Here is a 15,168-nt window from a genome sequence, read left to right as displayed (position 1 = left end):
TCAACATGTGGGAGTTGTCGAGCCCCGGCGAGGCTGCGATGGCATCGCTGCGGTGTGTCTGGTGCTGCGCGGTGCCTGCATCGCAGCGTCGCTAAAGCTCCACAGCTCCCACATTAGATCTCTGTGCCAACAACCACTGGGGAATCCGCCGCTCCAGGTAGTAGCTGGGCTGTTTCAGCGTGCCATCGACAAACCCTACATGCCCGCCTTTGGTCGTCAGCTCGAACTCGGTGCACGCCGATAACTCGCTGGCGTCCGGCAGGCTGTGGGCAAACACGAATGGATCGTCGGCGGCCTGAATAATCAGGGTCGGTGTGCGAATACCACCTAGGAAATAACGGCTCGACGCCCGACGGTAATAGTCTTCGGCACTCAGGTAGCCGTGCAGCGGCGCGGTGACTCGGCCATCAAAGTCCCAAAAGGTACGCATCTTCTCCAGCGAGCCCAGGTCCTCCAGGGTTTTGAGCCCCTCTTCACGGCCATCTTTTAGAAACTGGCGCTGTTTCACCCGAATGTAAGCGAGCATCTCGCGCATGAAATGCTTCTGATAAATCCGCGAAATCCCCAAGCCGATACGGTCCGCGCACTGATCCAGGCGGAACGGCACCGACACCGCTGCCGCGCCCTGCAGTCCGGACGCTTCGCCGGTTTCACCCAGATGCTTGAGCAGCACATTGCCGCCCAGTGAGTAGCCCACGGCGTACAGTGGCGCTAACGGACGTTTGGCGCGCAGGTGAGCAATGGCGGCGGCCAAATCTTCACTGGCGCCGGAATGGTAACTGCGTGCCAGCAAGTTAGGTTCGCCGGAGCAGCCGCGCCAGTTGAGCGCGGCGCTGGCCCAGCCTTGAGCTGCCAGGGCTTTTTGCAGGCCGGCAACATAGGGCGAGTTGGACGAGCCGGTCAGGCCATGCAGCACCAGAACCAGTGGCGTTTGTGCGTCATGTGGGCCATGCCAATCGAGGTCGAGGAAATCGCCATCTTCCAGCCACAGCCGTTCGCGCTGACGTTCGATGTGCGTGGTTTTGCGCCACAGCGGTCCCCACAGCGTTTGCAGGTGCGGGTTGCCGAGGCCGAAGGCGGGCGTGAAGTGGTCGGGAGAAGGACTCATGAAATTCTCTGTGGCGAGCGGGCTTGTTGTGTTGTGGCGAGCGGGCTTGCCCGCGTTGGGCTGCGCAGCAGCCCCATCAAGAACACCGCATTTCTTCAGTCAGAGCTCCAGTACTGGTTTTGGGGCCGCTGCGCAACCCAACGGGGGCAAGCCCCCTCGCCACAGGAATAGCGGTCAGTCGATTACTCGGCGCTCTGTGCTGTACGTTGCCACAACGCGTAATACACCCGCCCGGATTTTTGCTCCCGGTGCAGGCGCCAGGTGCCGGGCAGGCCCAATGTCGACGGCGCGCTTTCGCTTTCGGTGTAGACCCACGCGTTTTCGGCCAGCCACTGGCGCTCTTCCAGCAGTGCGCAGACGGTCGGCAGCAAGTTCTGGTTGAACGGCGGGTCGAGGAACACCACGTCGAATTCACGGGCTTCCTGGGTTTCCAGGTAGCGCAGGGCATCGGCGGTTTGTACCTGGCCGTTGGTGCACCGCAGGGTGCCCAGGTGTTCCTTGAGGCTGGCGACGGCGACGTTGCTGGCATCCAGCGCCTGGCCCAGGGCTGCGCCACGGGACAAGGCTTCGAGGAACAGTGCGCCGCTGCCGGCAAACGGGTCGAGCACCTTGGCTCCGACGATGTAAGGCGCGAGCCAGTTGAACAGGGTTTCACGCACCCGGTCCGGCGTTGGGCGCAGGCCCACGACATCGGGGAAGCTCAGCTTACGGCTGCCCCATTCACCACCGATGATGCGCAGTTGGCCCACACCGTTATGGACGTTGTGGACGGGTTTCTTGGGACGGGATGGACTGGCCATTAATGCTCCGGAACCCCGAGCGGCTGCTCGGCGGGTTTATCAGTGGGGGGCGGTAGTGGCTTTTGCGCAATCGTCGGGCCGGCGGTCACGATGACCATTTTGTCGGCACTCAAATGTTTGTTCAAAGCAGCTTTGACCTGATCAACGGTCAGGGCCTGGGATTGTTTCATGAAATCTTCCAGATAGCTCAGCGGCAGGTTATAGAAACCCATGGCGCCCAACTGTCCGACGATATCGGCGTTGCTCGCGGTAGACAGTGGAAAGCTGCCGGCCAGCTCACGCTTGGCGTCGTCGAGTTCCTTTTGCGTCGGGCCGGTCTTGAGGTAATCGGCCAGCACCTGCTCCACCAAGCGTAGCGTGCCGCCGCTCATTTCGGCGCGGGTTTGCAGGTTGATCATGAACGGGCCACGCACCTGCATTGGCGAGAAACCGGAGTAGACGCCGTAGGTCAGGCCGCGTTTTTCACGGACCTCGCTCATCAGGCGTGTGCCGAAACCACCGCCACCGAGGATCTGGTTGCCCAGGGAAAGCGCGGCGTAGTCCGGATCGGCACGGTCGATGCCCAATTGCGCCAGCAGCAAGTGTGTTTGCTTGGATGGGAATTCGATATGGCTGACACCCGCCTGGGGCTCGACTGGCTGAGCGATCTTCGCCAGTGCCGGGCCTTTGGGCAATGAAGCGGAAACCTTGGCCACCATGGCTTCGGCTTCGGCGCGGGACAAGTCGCCCACCACCGCAATCACCGCGTTACCCGCGGCGTAGGCCTTGGCGTGGAACTCCCGCAATTGCGCGAGGGTAATGCCGGGAACGCTTTGGGCGGCGCCTTCACTCGGATGAGCGTAAGGGTGATCGCCATACAGGCGCTTGAAGAGCTCGATGCTCGCCAGTTTTCCGGGGTTTTGTTTCTGGTATTCGAAGCCCGCCAGCAGTTGGTTCTTGATCCGGGCCAGCGAGTCGGCGGGGAAGGTCGGCTTGCCGATGACTTCGTCAAACAGCGTCAGGGCTGCGTCGCGCTTGTCGCTGGCACTCAGGCTGCGCAGGGACACCAGCGCCATGTCGCGGTAAGCACCATTGCCAAAATCGGCACCGAGGCCTTCGAAACCGGCAGCAATCTGGCCGACGTCTTTGCCCGGCACGCCTTCATTGAGCATCGCGTTGGTCAGCAGTGCCACGCCTGGAGTGTTGCCGTCCTGGCTGCTGCCGGCGGCGAACAGGATGCGCATGTCGAACATCGGCAGTTCGTGGGCTTCGACGAACAGTACCTTGGCGCCTTCAGCGGTGTTCCAAGTCTGCACGTCGAGCTTGCGGTTGGTTGGGGCCTTGCCATCTAGCTCGGCCAGGGATTGCAGGGTGTTGGCTGACTTGGCCTGGTCCAGCGCCTGGCTGGCAACGGAGTCGCTCGGGCGCAGGAAGTACACGGCGCAAGCGGCAGCCAGGGTGACAACGATCAGGCCTGGCAGCACCAGGCGGCTGTTTTTACGTTCACTCATGAGCGGTCTCCTCAGGCAGAACATGGGCGACGCTGAGACGTTCGCGGGTGAAATAGGTGCGTGCAGCTTTCTGGATATCTTCGGCGGTCACGCTTTGCAGCTCGGCCAGTTCCGTGTCCATGAGCTTCCAGGACAGGCCGACCGTCTCCAGAGAACCGATGGCGGTGGCTTGGCTGGTAATAGAGTCGCGCTCGTAGACCACGCCGGCGATGACTTGGGCACGGATGCGCTCCAGCTCATCGGCGGTCGGTGGCTTGGCTTTCAACTCATCCAGCAGGCGCCACAGACCAGCTTCGGCCTGTGCAACGGTTTTCTTCTTCTGCTGGTTCGGTGTGGCGGACAGGGTGAACAGGCTATCACCCCGGGTGTAGGCGTCGTAGCTGGACGAAGCGCCGGAGACCAATTCTTCACCGCGTTCCAGTTGAGTCGGGATTCGCGCGCTGTAACCGCCGTCCAGCAGTGCTGAAATCAAGCGCAGGGCGTTGACCGAGCGTTTGTCTTCGGTGGTAGCCAGGCTCGGTACGTTAAAGCCGAGAATCACGCTCGGCAGTTGAGTCTGCACGTGCATGGTCAACAGGCGTTCGCCGGGCTCGGCCAGTTCCAGGGGGATCTTGGCTGGAGGCACGTCACGCTTGGGGATCGGGCCGAAGTAGCGCTGGGCCAGGGTTTTGACTTCATCCGGGGTCACGTCACCGACCACCACCAGCGTGGCGTTATTCGGCACGTACCAGGATTGGTACCAGTGGCGCAGCTCTTCGACCTTCATGCGGTCCAGGTCGGCCATCCAGCCGATGGTCGGCGTGTGGTAGCCGCTGGCCGGGTAAGCCATGGCCTTGAAGCGCTCGTAGGCCTTGGACATCGGGTTGTCGTCGGTGCGCAGGCGGCGCTCTTCCTTGATGACCTCGATCTCGCGGCTGAACTCGTCGGCCGGCAGGCGCAGACTGGCCATGCGGTCGGCTTCCAGCTCAAAGGCGACACCCAGACGATCACGGGCCAGCACCTGATAGTAGGCGGTGTAGTCGTCGCTGGTGAATGCGTTTTCTTCGGCACCCAGGTCCCGCAGGATCAGCGAGGCCTGGCCAGGGCCGACCTTTGCGCTGCCTTTGAACATCATGTGCTCAAGAGCGTGGGACAAACCGGTCTGGCCCGGGGTTTCATAGCTGGAGCCGACCTTGTACCAGACCTGGGAAACCACTACTGGGGCGCGATGGTCTTCGCGCACGACGACCTTGAGGCCGTTGTCCAGGGTGAATTCGTGGGTGGGTTGTGGGTCGGCAGCCAAGGCTGAAAGGGGCAGACAAACTGTGCTGAGCAGCAGGCCTGCGGCGCGGCGGGCTAGAGCATTCATTCGTTTTTAAACCTGTTGAGCTGCCCGCTTGGTCTTAGCGTCGGCGGGCGAGGAGGTGCTAGGATACTGATCCGATTTACTGGCGGCCACGGCTATGAGACCTGGGGCTGCCTTATCGCTTCGGATCCAGTCGTAGGAATGATGGAGTTAGCGGTGGGTTTCCCCGACAATCTTCCACTTTTCGCCGATTTTATCGCTTCAGTCCTATATTGAATCGATTTGTTGAGGCCTTATTTTTCGCCTCACACAATGTTGCGCATGAACAAGCTGGCTAAAAAACAGTCTGTTCTGCATCGAATTTTATTTACCGAGGCGCCCCCTTGGCGCATCGCTACCTTGAGATAGCCGTCCTCCATGTTTGGTTCCAACGACGACAAGAAGACCCCAGCTGCGGCTGGCGAGAAGAAAGGCCTGTTCGGATGGCTGCGCAAAAAGCCGCAGGAAACCGTCGTTGAACAGCCACAGGTTCAACCTGAACCGATTCCTGAGCCGGTAGTAGAGGCCGAGCCGGTTGCCGAAGTGCCGGCCCCGGTGGTGTTGCCGATGGCTGAGCCGGTGTTGCAGCCGGTGATTGAGCCGGAGCCGGAAGTCGCGCCTGAGCCTGAGCATAAGCCGTGGCTGGTCTTGCCGGTGGCGGAAGAACCGGTGGCACTGGTCGAAGATGAGCAGGCCGAGCATGTGACGCCGCCGATTCCGGCCGTCGTGGAGCCAGTCCAGGTTGTGGTTGAAGAGCCGCCAGTCATTGAAGCGCCTGTTCCGGTGGTGGCCGAGCCTGTCGTCGCGCCAATTGTTGTCGCTGCCCCCGCTGTCGTTGAGGAGCCAATGGCTCCCACCGAAATCAGCAAAACCGGTTTCTTCGCCCGCCTCAAGCAAGGCCTGAGCAAGACCAGCGCCAGCATTGGCGAAGGCATGGCCAGCCTGTTCCTGGGCAAAAAAATTATCGATGACGAACTGCTGGAAGACATCGAAACCCGCTTGCTGACCGCAGACGTGGGTGTCGAGGCCACCGCCGTGATCATCCAGAGCCTGACCCAGAAGGTCGCGCGCAAGCAACTGACCGACGCCGATGCGCTCTACAAGTCCCTGCAGGCCGAGCTGGCCGCCATGCTCAAGCCGGTGGAAGCGCCGCTGGTCATTGCTTCGCAGAACAAGCCTTTTGTGATCCTGGTAGTTGGCGTCAACGGTGCCGGCAAGACCACCACCATCGGCAAGCTGGCCAAGAAGCTGCAACTGGAAGGCAAGAAAGTCATGCTTGCCGCCGGTGACACCTTCCGCGCTGCAGCCGTAGAGCAGCTCCAGGTCTGGGGCGAGCGCAACAAGATCCCGGTGATCGCCCAGCACACTGGCGCCGATTCCGCGTCGGTGATCTTTGATGCGGTGCAGGCTGCCAAGGCTCGTAACATTGACGTACTGATCGCCGATACCGCCGGTCGCCTGCACACCAAAGACAACTTGATGGAAGAGTTGAAGAAGGTGCGCCGGGTCATCGGCAAGCTGGACGCCGACGCACCGCACGAGGTTCTGCTGGTGTTGGACGCCGGTACGGGCCAGAACGCCATCAGCCAGGCCAAACAATTCCACCAGACGGTCCAACTGACCGGCCTGGCATTGACTAAGCTCGACGGCACGGCCAAAGGCGGTGTGATCTTCGCCCTGGCCAAGCAGTTCGGGTTGCCGATTCGTTACATCGGCGTCGGTGAAGGCATCGATGATCTGCGCACTTTTGAAGCAGAACCCTTTGTACAGGCACTCTTTGCCGAGCGGGAGCGTTCATGATTCGTTTCGAACAGGTCGGTAAACGCTACGCCAACGGGCATGTCGGCTTGCATGAGCTGAGTTTCCGGGTGCGTCGTGGCGAATTCTTGTTTGTTACCGGCCATTCGGGTGCCGGTAAAAGTACGTTGTTGCGCCTGCTGCTGGCCATGGAGCGACCCTCCACTGGCAAATTGCTGCTGGCTGGGCAAGATCTGTCCACCATCAGTAATGCGCAAATCCCGTTTTTGCGCCGTCAGATTGGCGTGGTATTCCAGAACCACCAGTTGCTGTTTGATCGCACGGTGTTCAATAACATCGCCTTGCCTTTGCAGATTCTCGGGCTGTCCAAGGCAGAAATCATCAAGCGCGTGGATTCGGCCCTGGAGCGCGTGGCGCTGTCGGACAAAACCGACCTGTACCCTGGCGATCTGTCCACCGGCCAGCAACAGCGCGTCGGCATCGCCCGCGCCATCGTCCATCGTCCGGCCCTGCTGCTGGCGGATGAGCCCACCGGTAACCTTGATCCACGCCTGGCGGCAGAAATCATGGGTGTGTTCGAAGACATCAACCGCCTGGGTACCAGTGTGCTGATCGCCAGTCACGATCTGGCGTTGATCGCCCGTATGCGTCATCGCATGCTGACACTGCAACGCGGTCGTCTGATCGGTGACGGGGAGGCTGGGGTATGAGTGCGACACGCAGCCCAAAAGTTTCAGAACGCGTTGCGCCTAAACCGGCCGACCCGCAACCGCAAAAGAAAAAGCGCGACGAAGACGACGGCCCGGACTTCGGCACCTTGGTGCGAGCCTGGATCGAAAGTCACCGCGCCAGCTTGCTGGACAGCCTGCGTCGCCTGGGCAAGCAGCCGATAGGCAGCTTTTTCACCTGTCTGGTGATGGCCGTAGCCTTGAGCCTGCCGATGGGCTTGTCGCTGTTGCTTAATAATGTGGAGCGCCTTGGCGGTTCCTGGCAGCGGGCGGCGCAGATTTCCCTGTACTTGAACCTGGATGCCAGTTCCAAGGAAGGCGAGGCTCTGGTTGAAGAGATCAAGGGCCTTCCTGGTGTAGCCGCTGCTGAATACATCAGTCGTGATCAGGCGTTGGAAGAGTTCCAGCAGCAGTCCGGCCTGGGTGAGGCGCTCAAGGAGTTGCCACAAAACCCGCTGCCCGGCGTAGTGCTGGTGACGCCCAATGAAGTCGACAAGTCGACCCTTGAAGCCCTGCGACAAAAACTCGCAGAGATGCCCAAGGTACAACAGGCGCAACTTGATCTAGTCTGGGTTGAGCGTCTGGCGGCCATTCTCAAGCTGGGCGACCGGTTTGTCTTCGGTCTGACGGTGCTGCTGGTTTCTGCATTACTTTTGGTGATAGGCAATACCATTCGTCTTCATATTGAAAACCGTCGCACCGAGATAGAAGTGATTAAACTGGTTGGCGGTACGGACAGCTATGTACGTCGTCCGTTTCTGTATATGGGCGCGTTGTATGGCTTTGGTGCCGGGATCTTGTCCTGGGGTGTGTTGGCATTCGGCCTGGATTGGCTGAACGACGCAGTGGTCGGGCTGGCTGGTTTGTATGGCAGTGATTTTGCCTTGGCCGGTGTGCCGTTTGCCGACGGTCTGTCGCTCTTGCTTGGCGCGGTGTTGTTGGGGTATATCGGTGCTTGGATTGCGGTCGCACGGCATTTACGTGAGCTGGCACCGAAGTAGTTAATGTCAGATTAATGTGGTTTCGTTTCTATTGGCCGTGTTAGTGGTTTAGGGAACTTGTCCTACGGTTCTCGGTCAATTTTTCGCAGTGCTGAAAAGCACGAGTTATGTGAGTCGGAGGTTTTTTCGTATGACCACTTCTTTGCAACCTGCATATGCACTGGTCCCAGGCGCAAACCTGGAGGCCTATGTGCACACGGTCAACAGCATTCCTTTGCTGACGCCCGAGCAGGAGCGTGAACTGGCCGAGAGTCTCTACTATGAGCAGGATTTGGGGGCGGCTCGGCAGATGGTGCTCGCCCACCTGCGTTTTGTTGTACATATTGCCCGTAGCTATTCCGGCTACGGCCTGGCCCAGGCTGACCTGATTCAGGAAGGTAACGTTGGCCTGATGAAAGCCGTGAAGCGCTTCAATCCGGAAATGGGTGTGCGCCTCGTATCGTTTGCTGTGCACTGGATCAAGGCGGAAATTCACGAGTTCATCCTGCGCAACTGGCGCATTGTGAAAGTCGCGACCACCAAGGCCCAGCGCAAACTGTTCTTTAACCTGCGCAGCCAGAAGAAGCGTCTGGCGTGGCTGAACAACGAAGAAGTGCATCGCGTGGCGGAAAGCCTCGGTGTAGAGCCTCGTGAAGTGCGCGAGATGGAAAGTCGCCTGACCGGCCATGACATGGCCTTCGACCCGGCCGCAGAAGCGGACGACGACAGTGCCTTCCAATCACCGGCCAACTACCTGGAAGACCACCGGTACGACCCGGCACGTCAACTGGAAGACGCCGACTGGAGTGACAACTCCAACCACAACCTGCACGAAGCACTTGAAGTGCTGGACGACCGTAGCCGTGACATCCTCTACCAGCGCTGGCTGGCAGAAGAAAAAGCCACGCTGCACGACCTGGCGCAGAAGTACAACGTATCGGCCGAGCGGATTCGTCAGCTCGAGAAAAGTGCGATGAACAAGCTGAAGCTATCGATCGCCGCCTAAAACGCGGCGAACGTACAAAAAAATGCCCCGATCGAAAGGTCGGGGCATTTTTGTTTGTGTTCGAAAGCTTCAAATCCAGCACAGCCCAACGTGGGAGCTGGCTTGCCTGCGATAGCGGTGTGTCATTCAGCAAATATGTTGATTGGCAGGCCCCCATCGCAGGCAAGCCCGCTCCCACAATTAATTCGGGTTCTGCAGTTGGATATCCAGTACAGGTCAATCCGCCCAAGGCGCCTTGCGCGAATCATTGAGCCCGATCAGGTAGCTATCTCCGCCCAACTGGCTCATCTGTCGCCGAATCCAACCAGCGCGCTGCGACACATAAGACGTCGGATGGCTGGCACTCCACACCCGTGGGTTAGGCAATACCGCCGCCAGATAGCTGGCCTGCTGACGGGTCAGGGCCTTCGCGCTCACTCCAAAGTGATGCCGCGCCGCCGCTTCTGCACCAAACACGCCTTCATCCCACTCCACGCTGTTGAGATACACCTCGAGAATCCGTTGCTTGGGCCAAAGCACCTCGATCAGCCCGGTAAACCAGGCCTCCAGTCCCTTGCGCAACCAACTGCGACCAGCCCACAGAAACAGGTTCTTCGACACCTGCTGGCTCAGGGTGCTGGCACCGCGAATCGATCCGCCGCGTTCGTTATGCAGCAACGCCGCCTGGATCGCGCCGAAATCAAAGCCCCAATGCTCGGGAAAGCGTTGGTCTTCACCGGCCATGACCGCCACTTTCAGGTCGTCGGAGATTTCATCCCACGGTTTCCAGGTGTGCTGCAGGTCAATGGGCTCGCCGTCGATCCAGGATTCAACCTTGCGCTCGACCATCAGCGCTGTCCCCGGCGGTGGCACCACACGAAACAGCAGCACCAGCAAAACGCTGGCGATGGCGAACCATTTCACGGCTTTGAGAAAACGACTGAAGAGGAGACGCAGCATAGAGATGGCTTGGCCGGAGCGTTTGAGCGGGCCATTATACAGACACTGTCTAATGAGTCTGACTGGAGTTCCTCATGCTGCGTGGCTTTCTGATGCTGGCTGCCTTTTTCGGTTTTACGGGTGTCGCGCTCGGTGCGTTTGCTGCCCACGGCTTGAAAAGTCGCTTGAGCGCCGACTACCTGGCGATTTTCCACACCGGTGTGACTTACCAACTGGTACACGCCCTAGCCCTGTTTGGCGTGGCGTTGCTGGCAGCGCACATTCCCGGCCGGTTGGTTACCTGGGCAGGTGTATCGTTTGCCGTGGGCATCTTGCTGTTCTCCGGCAGTCTGTACCTGCTGACCACCACCGGTATCGGCAAGCTGGGCATCATTACCCCGTTTGGCGGCCTGGCGTTTCTGGTCGGCTGGTTCTGCCTTGGCCTCACCGCCTGGCGCTTGCAGGTCGCCTGACCAAGGGGCTTGGGTCAACAACGTCGATCGGGCTAGAATGCTGGCCCCTAAAAACGATGGCGGCCCGTGGCATGCGCATTCAGTTGAACGGCGAATCCTTTGAACTGCCCGACGGTGAAACCGTTGCGGCCCTGCTGACCCGTCTGGACTTGACCGGACGTCGCGTCGCAGTGGAGCTCAACCAGGATATCGTCCCGCGTAGCCAGCACGCCGAGACCGCGCTTACCGAGGGTGATCAGGTCGAAGTGGTCCACGCCATCGGCGGCGGCTAGCCGTCCGGCGCTCAAGCGCGCCCACCCGCATTCTGCAGAACCTCACCCCATTTCGAGGATTTCCCATGAGCATCGTTCGTAGCGACAAGCCCTTCGTTCTGGCCGGTCGTACTTACCAGTCGCGTTTGCTGGTGGGTACCGGCAAGTACCGTGACATGGAAGAAACCCGTCAGGCCATCGAAGCCTCAGGTGCCGAGATCGTCACCTTCGCCGTGCGCCGCACCAACCTCGGCCAGATCGAAGGCGAGCCGAACCTGCTCGAAGTGCTGTCTCCGGAGCGCTACACCTTCTTGCCGAACACGGCCGGTTGCTACGACGCCATCGAAGCCGTGCGCACTTGCCGCCTGGCCCGTGAGCTGCTCGAGGGCCACAACCTGGTGAAGCTGGAAGTGCTGGCCGACCAGAAAACCCTGTTCCCCAACGTGATCGAAACCCTCAAGGCCGCCGAAACCCTGGTCAAGGAAGGCTTCGACGTGATGGTCTACACCAGTGATGACCCGATCATCGCGCGCCAACTGGCTGAAATCGGCTGTATCGCCGTGATGCCGCTGGCCGGTCTGATCGGTTCCGGCCTGGGCATCTGCAACCCGTACAACCTGCAGATCATCCTCGAAGAAGCCAAGATCCCGGTACTGGTGGATGCGGGTGTCGGCACTGCGTCCGATGCCACCATTGCCATGGAGCTGGGTTGTGATGCGGTGCTGATGAACTCGGCCATCGCCCATGCGCAGCAACCGATCATGATGGCTGAAGCCATGAAACACGCGATCGTCGCGGGCCGCCTGGCGTACCTCGCTGGGCGTATGCCGAAAAAACTTTACGCCAGCGCCTCCTCGCCGCTGGATGGTCTGATCAAGTAAGAGCCATTGATGACTGAATCAAACGAAACGCCGAACACTGTGGAAGAAGGCGACGAGTCCAAGCACCGCCGCATCAAGAGTTTTGTGATGCGCGCCGGTCGCATGACCGAAGGCCAGCAAAAGGGCCTGGAGCAGGGCACGCCGTTGTTCGTCCTGCCATTGGCGGACGCGCCAGTGGATTATGACCAGGTGTTCGGCCGTTCGGCCCCACGCTCCCTGGAAATCGGTTTCGGCATGGGCCACTCCCTGCTGGAAATGGCTGCGGCCTCGCCGGAGCAGGACTTTATAGGTGTTGAAGTGCACCGTCCGGGTGTCGGCGCGCTGCTCAATGGCGTGCTCACTCAGGGCCTGACTAACCTGCGGGTCTATGATTGCGACGCGATTGAAGTACTCAACCGCTGCATCGCCGACAACAGCCTCGACCGCCTGATGCTGTTTTTCCCGGATCCATGGCACAAGAGCCGTCACCACAAGCGCCGCATCGTCCAGGCTTCCTTCGCGGAACTGGTGCGTAGCAAGCTCAAGGTCGGCGGCATTCTGCACATGGCCACCGACTGGGAACCGTACGCTGAATACATGCTGGAAGTGATGGATGTTGCCCCTGGCTACCGCAACCTGGCAGAAGACGGCAAATGCGTCCCGCGCCCGGCCGAGCGGCCGATCACCAAGTTCGAACGTCGCGGCGAGCGACTGGGGCATGGGGTTTGGGATTTGAAGTTCGAGAAGCTGGACTGATAAGTCCTCAGCTTGGAATGCAGTAAAAAATGTGGGAGCTGGCTTGCCTGCGATAGCATCGCCTCAGTATCACTGATACACCGAGGTGTCTGCATCGCAGGCAAGCCCGCTCCCACCTTTGTTTTGTGTTGCGTTTCAGGTCAGCGGCGGTCTGCCACTACGCCAATCAACACCAGCACCACCAACAACACCGGCGCCAGGCTGTAGTTGTTGAACTGGCCCAACCCTCGAACAATCCACGGTGTGGCGTAGATCAGCGCGGCGCCGCTGCCGATCATGCACAGCAGCGCCATCAACGGCACGCGCAAGGCGCCGGCGATGCTGCCCAGGCGCGCTTCGACCCAACCTTTGATATCGGCGCCGAACAGCACCAGCAGGCAGCCGACAAGGGCCAGGGAGATTTCCGACAGGTTGCTGCGGCTCCAGCGGGATACCGTCGCGAGCAGGTCGAGTATCAGATCCATTCGATTTCCTTAAGAGCAATCAGCTCAAAAACTTTTGCAGCAGGTCATTGAGAAAGAGTTGCCCGCGGTCAGTGGCCGCGAGGCGTGACGGTTCGACCTGCATTAAGCCACTTTGTTCTGCATCCGTGCGGGCTTCGTCGAGGCTGGCCAGGTCGAGGCCGGTGCGTTCGGCGTACAGCCTGGCTTCGACGCCGTCGGTGAGGCGCAGGGCGTTCATCAGGAACTCGAAGGGCAGCTCTTCATTGGTGAGTTCTTTCGTTCCGGCCTGGAAGCTTTTTGCCGGGTTGAGGTAGTCCTTTGGCGCCCGAGTCTTCCAAGTGCGCACGATGCGCCCGTCCGGGTGGCTGAGCTTGCCGTGGGCTCCGGCGCCAATGCCGATAAAGTCACCGAAGCTCCAGTAGTTGAGGTTATGCCGCGCCGGCCGGCCCGGTTGGGCGTAGGCCGAGACTTCGTACTGGGCGTAACCGTGTTCGGCGAGCAGCGCTTGGCCGGCTTCCTGGATATCCCACAGGGTATCGTCTTCCGGCAGGATCGGCGGCTGGTTCCAGAACACCGTGTTGGGTTCCAGGGTCAGCTGATACCAGGACAGGTGCGTTGGCTTGAGGGCAATAGCCTGGCGAAGATCAGCCAGAGCGTCGTCCAGGGATTGATCGGGCAAACCGTGCATCAGGTCCAGGTTGAAGTTGTCGAACCCGGCCTGGCGCGCCATGCCAGCGGCACGTACGGCCTCGTCGCCATTGTGGATCCGACCCAAAGCCTCGAGTTTTTCCTGCTGGAAGCTCTGGATGCCAATGGACAGCCGATTGATCCCCAGCTTGCGGTAGGCCACAAACTTCTCTTGTTCGAACGTCCCTGGGTTGGCTTCCAGGGTGATCTCGATGTCGCCGGCAAACGGTATGCGTTGTTCCACACCCTTGAGTAGGCGTCCCAACGCAGCAGCACTGAACAGGCTCGGCGTGCCGCCACCGAAGAAGATCGAACTCAGTTCACGGCCATAAACTGCCTGCAGGTCCTGATCGAGATCGGCCAGCAACGCGTCGACATACTCTTCTTCTGGCAGCACTTTGCTGGCGGTGTGGGAGTTGAAGTCGCAATAAGGGCATTTGCGCACGCACCACGGGATGTGGATGTACAACGCCAGGGGCGGCAAGTGAGGCAGGGCCGCCCGAGGTGTTTGCGCGCCACCGAGGATCAGTGGCTGCGCAGAGGTGTTCTGTGTCATTTCAGTCCCAGACGCTGGCGCAATAAGACCATTGCGCGGGCGCGGTGGCTGATCTGGTTCTTGTCGGTCGGGCTCAGCTCTGCGCTGGAGACACTGCGCTCCGGCACCCAAAACAGCGGGTCATAACCAAAACCGTGCTCGCCGCTGGCCGCATGCAGGATGCGCCCGTGCCACAGGCCTTCGCATAGGATAGGCAATGGGTCATCGGCATGGCGCACCAGGGCCAGCACGCAAACGAACTGCGCACCACGTTCGGCGTCCGGTACCCCCTTGAGTGCGTCCAGCAGTTTGGCGTTGTTCGCCGCATCGCCCTGGCCGTCGGCATAGCGCGCCGAGTAGATACCTGGCGCGCCGCCGAGGAAGTCCACCGCCAGGCCCGAGTCATCAGCCAATGCCGGCAGGCCAGAAATGCGCGAAGCGTTGCGGGCCTTGAGGATGGCGTTTTCGACGAACGACAGGCCGGTTTCTTCAGGCTCCACGCTGCTGAACTCGCCAATCGAGCGCAGTTGCACCGAGTTGCCGAGCATGGCTTGGAGTTCTTTGAGTTTGCCGGCGTTATGGCTGGCCAGTACGAGTTGTGTGAGGTTCATCATTCGGCCGGAAACAGTTCTTGGTTGAAACTGAAACCGTGGGCTTTGCCGCCGGTTTCAACGTTGATCGTGAAAATTCTGACTTCCTGTTGTGGCACCGAGTACTGGGCGAGGTAATAAATCGCGCCTTTTTCGGTGATCTGCTTGAACGTCAGCATCTCGGTCTTGCCGCTCAGGTCTTTGATGGTGCCGGTGACCTGCGCCATTACCGGCTCGGTGCCCTTGATCACGGAAATATTGATCATGCCCTTGTTCTTGCTGCGCACCACCTCAACGGCTTGGGCAATATCGGGTTGCAGGAAGCTGGAGGTGAAGGTGTTGTAGTGCACGGTGATGTCGCCAAAATCTTTCTGGCGATTGGGGTCGATAACGTCGGCGGCCATGGCGCTGACGCCCAGGCACGCGGTGAGTAGAAAAACAGCCAGGCGACTCATGATCGT

At 60.1% G+C, this 15,168-nt stretch carries 17 protein-coding genes; 8 read left to right on the top strand and 9 right to left on the bottom strand.

All coding sequences use genetic code 11. From position 1 onward, the window contains the following. Positions 1–91: 91 nt before the first annotated feature. From HKK55_RS23780 to HKK55_RS23765, 4 genes are all read right to left on the bottom strand, one after another. Positions 92–1,108: a hydrolase gene (locus tag HKK55_RS23780; RefSeq protein ID WP_169356840.1), complete on the bottom strand. Its 1,017-nt coding sequence runs from the start codon at positions 1,106–1,108 to the stop codon at positions 92–94. A gap of 182 nt (positions 1,109–1,290) precedes the next feature. Next, the gene (rsmD, locus tag HKK55_RS23775) at positions 1,291–1,908 is read right to left on the bottom strand and encodes a 16S rRNA (guanine(966)-N(2))-methyltransferase RsmD (protein ID WP_169356839.1); all 618 of its coding nucleotides are present in this window, start codon (positions 1,906–1,908) and stop codon (positions 1,291–1,293) included. Further along, positions 1,908–3,398: a pitrilysin family protein gene (locus HKK55_RS23770; RefSeq protein WP_169356838.1), complete on the bottom strand. Its 1,491-nt coding sequence runs from the start codon at positions 3,396–3,398 to the stop codon at positions 1,908–1,910. The genes rsmD and HKK55_RS23770 overlap by 1 nt, the downstream gene beginning before the upstream one ends. Beyond that, positions 3,391–4,746, bottom strand: coding sequence for a pitrilysin family protein (locus tag HKK55_RS23765; RefSeq protein WP_169356837.1), 1,356 nt, complete (start codon positions 4,744–4,746; stop codon positions 3,391–3,393). The genes HKK55_RS23770 and HKK55_RS23765 overlap by 8 nt, the downstream gene beginning before the upstream one ends. A gap of 354 nt (positions 4,747–5,100) precedes the next feature. Here HKK55_RS23765 and ftsY point away from each other — a divergent pair, with 354 nt between their 5' ends. The 4 genes from ftsY to rpoH all read left to right on the top strand — a co-directional run bounded on the left by ftsY (position 5,101) and on the right by rpoH (position 9,194). Continuing rightward, on the top strand, positions 5,101–6,522 hold the full coding sequence (gene ftsY / locus HKK55_RS23760) for a signal recognition particle-docking protein FtsY (protein WP_169356836.1): 1,422 nt from the start codon (positions 5,101–5,103) through the stop codon (positions 6,520–6,522). Then, positions 6,519–7,190 (top strand): cell division ATP-binding protein FtsE, encoded by a 672-nt coding sequence (gene ftsE, locus HKK55_RS23755; protein ID WP_155583708.1) that lies wholly within the window; start codon positions 6,519–6,521, stop codon positions 7,188–7,190. Before ftsY ends, ftsE begins: the two co-directional genes overlap by 4 nt. Next, complete coding sequence (ftsX, locus tag HKK55_RS23750) at positions 7,187–8,209, top strand: permease-like cell division protein FtsX (protein ID WP_169356835.1); 1,023 nt, start codon at positions 7,187–7,189, stop codon at positions 8,207–8,209. Before ftsE ends, ftsX begins: the two co-directional genes overlap by 4 nt. A 130-nt stretch (positions 8,210–8,339) precedes the next feature. Continuing rightward, positions 8,340–9,194 carry an RNA polymerase sigma factor RpoH gene (gene rpoH / locus HKK55_RS23745; protein WP_003176698.1) on the top strand — a complete coding sequence of 285 codons (855 nt, stop codon included), beginning with the start codon at positions 8,340–8,342 and terminating at the stop codon, positions 9,192–9,194. 216 nt (positions 9,195–9,410) lie between these two features. Here the strand turns inward: rpoH and mtgA are convergent, their stop codons facing one another. Then, positions 9,411–10,133, bottom strand: coding sequence for a monofunctional biosynthetic peptidoglycan transglycosylase (mtgA, locus tag HKK55_RS23740; protein ID WP_169356834.1), 723 nt, complete (start codon positions 10,131–10,133; stop codon positions 9,411–9,413). Between the two features lie 74 nt (positions 10,134–10,207). Here mtgA and HKK55_RS23735 point away from each other — a divergent pair, with 74 nt between their 5' ends. From HKK55_RS23735 to trmB, 4 genes are all read left to right on the top strand, one after another. Next, entirely contained in the window at positions 10,208–10,585 is a 378-nt protein-coding gene (locus HKK55_RS23735) for a DUF423 domain-containing protein (protein ID WP_169356833.1), read from the top strand. 71 nt (positions 10,586–10,656) lie between these two features. After that, on the top strand, positions 10,657–10,857 hold the full coding sequence (gene thiS, locus HKK55_RS23730) for a sulfur carrier protein ThiS (protein WP_010167710.1): 201 nt from the start codon (positions 10,657–10,659) through the stop codon (positions 10,855–10,857). Between the two features lie 65 nt (positions 10,858–10,922). Then, the gene (locus tag HKK55_RS23725; RefSeq protein WP_169356832.1) at positions 10,923–11,717 is read left to right on the top strand and encodes a thiazole synthase; all 795 of its coding nucleotides are present in this window, start codon (positions 10,923–10,925) and stop codon (positions 11,715–11,717) included. Positions 11,718–11,726: 9 nt separating this feature from the next. Continuing rightward, complete coding sequence (gene trmB / locus HKK55_RS23720) at positions 11,727–12,452, top strand: tRNA (guanosine(46)-N7)-methyltransferase TrmB (protein WP_169356831.1); 726 nt, start codon at positions 11,727–11,729, stop codon at positions 12,450–12,452. Between the two features lie 140 nt (positions 12,453–12,592). On the opposite strand, the gene HKK55_RS23715 is transcribed toward trmB, so the two are convergent. The 4 genes from HKK55_RS23715 to HKK55_RS23700 are packed head-to-tail and all read right to left on the bottom strand — an operon-like array spanning position 12,593 to position 15,162. Continuing rightward, positions 12,593–12,916 (bottom strand): DUF3392 domain-containing protein, encoded by a 324-nt coding sequence (locus tag HKK55_RS23715; protein WP_169356830.1) that lies wholly within the window; start codon positions 12,914–12,916, stop codon positions 12,593–12,595. A gap of 19 nt (positions 12,917–12,935) precedes the next feature. Then, positions 12,936–14,138, bottom strand: a complete 1,203-nt coding sequence (hemW, locus tag HKK55_RS23710; protein WP_237151289.1) for a radical SAM family heme chaperone HemW — start codon at positions 14,136–14,138, stop codon at positions 12,936–12,938. After that, complete coding sequence (gene rdgB, locus HKK55_RS23705) at positions 14,135–14,731, bottom strand: RdgB/HAM1 family non-canonical purine NTP pyrophosphatase (RefSeq protein WP_169356829.1); 597 nt, start codon at positions 14,729–14,731, stop codon at positions 14,135–14,137. The genes hemW and rdgB overlap by 4 nt, the downstream gene beginning before the upstream one ends. Further along, a complete protein-coding gene (locus tag HKK55_RS23700; protein ID WP_169356828.1) occupies positions 14,728–15,162 on the bottom strand; it encodes a DUF4426 domain-containing protein in 435 nt (144 codons plus the stop codon). The genes rdgB and HKK55_RS23700 overlap by 4 nt, the downstream gene beginning before the upstream one ends. Between the last annotated feature and the right edge of the window lie 6 nt (positions 15,163–15,168).

Source organism: Pseudomonas sp. ADAK18, assembly GCF_012935695.1.
Lineage (GTDB): Bacteria > Pseudomonadota > Gammaproteobacteria > Pseudomonadales > Pseudomonadaceae > Aquipseudomonas.
Note: the sequence above shows the minus strand (reverse complement) of the source record. Positions and strands in the feature narration are given on the sequence as shown.

Coding starts and splice junctions, on each gene's coding strand:
- HKK55_RS23780 (WP_169356840.1), bottom strand. CDS start 1,108: ATGAGTCCTTCTCCCGACCACTTCACGCCCGCCTTCGGCCTCGGCAAC.
- rsmD (WP_169356839.1), bottom strand. CDS start 1,908: ATGGCCAGTCCATCCCGTCCCAAGAAACCCGTCCACAACGTCCATAAC.
- HKK55_RS23770 (WP_169356838.1), bottom strand. CDS start 3,398: ATGAGTGAACGTAAAAACAGCCGCCTGGTGCTGCCAGGCCTGATCGTT.
- HKK55_RS23765 (WP_169356837.1), bottom strand. CDS start 4,746: ATGAATGCTCTAGCCCGCCGCGCCGCAGGCCTGCTGCTCAGCACAGTT.
- ftsY (WP_169356836.1), top strand. CDS start 5,101: ATGTTTGGTTCCAACGACGACAAGAAGACCCCAGCTGCGGCTGGCGAG.
- ftsE (WP_155583708.1), top strand. CDS start 6,519: ATGATTCGTTTCGAACAGGTCGGTAAACGCTACGCCAACGGGCATGTC.
- ftsX (WP_169356835.1), top strand. CDS start 7,187: ATGAGTGCGACACGCAGCCCAAAAGTTTCAGAACGCGTTGCGCCTAAA.
- rpoH (WP_003176698.1), top strand. CDS start 8,340: ATGACCACTTCTTTGCAACCTGCATATGCACTGGTCCCAGGCGCAAAC.
- mtgA (WP_169356834.1), bottom strand. CDS start 10,133: ATGCTGCGTCTCCTCTTCAGTCGTTTTCTCAAAGCCGTGAAATGGTTC.
- HKK55_RS23735 (WP_169356833.1), top strand. CDS start 10,208: ATGCTGCGTGGCTTTCTGATGCTGGCTGCCTTTTTCGGTTTTACGGGT.
- thiS (WP_010167710.1), top strand. CDS start 10,657: ATGCGCATTCAGTTGAACGGCGAATCCTTTGAACTGCCCGACGGTGAA.
- HKK55_RS23725 (WP_169356832.1), top strand. CDS start 10,923: ATGAGCATCGTTCGTAGCGACAAGCCCTTCGTTCTGGCCGGTCGTACT.
- trmB (WP_169356831.1), top strand. CDS start 11,727: ATGACTGAATCAAACGAAACGCCGAACACTGTGGAAGAAGGCGACGAG.
- HKK55_RS23715 (WP_169356830.1), bottom strand. CDS start 12,916: ATGGATCTGATACTCGACCTGCTCGCGACGGTATCCCGCTGGAGCCGC.
- hemW (WP_237151289.1), bottom strand. CDS start 14,138: ATGACACAGAACACCTCTGCGCAGCCACTGATCCTCGGTGGCGCGCAA.
- rdgB (WP_169356829.1), bottom strand. CDS start 14,731: ATGATGAACCTCACACAACTCGTACTGGCCAGCCATAACGCCGGCAAA.
- HKK55_RS23700 (WP_169356828.1), bottom strand. CDS start 15,162: ATGAGTCGCCTGGCTGTTTTTCTACTCACCGCGTGCCTGGGCGTCAGC.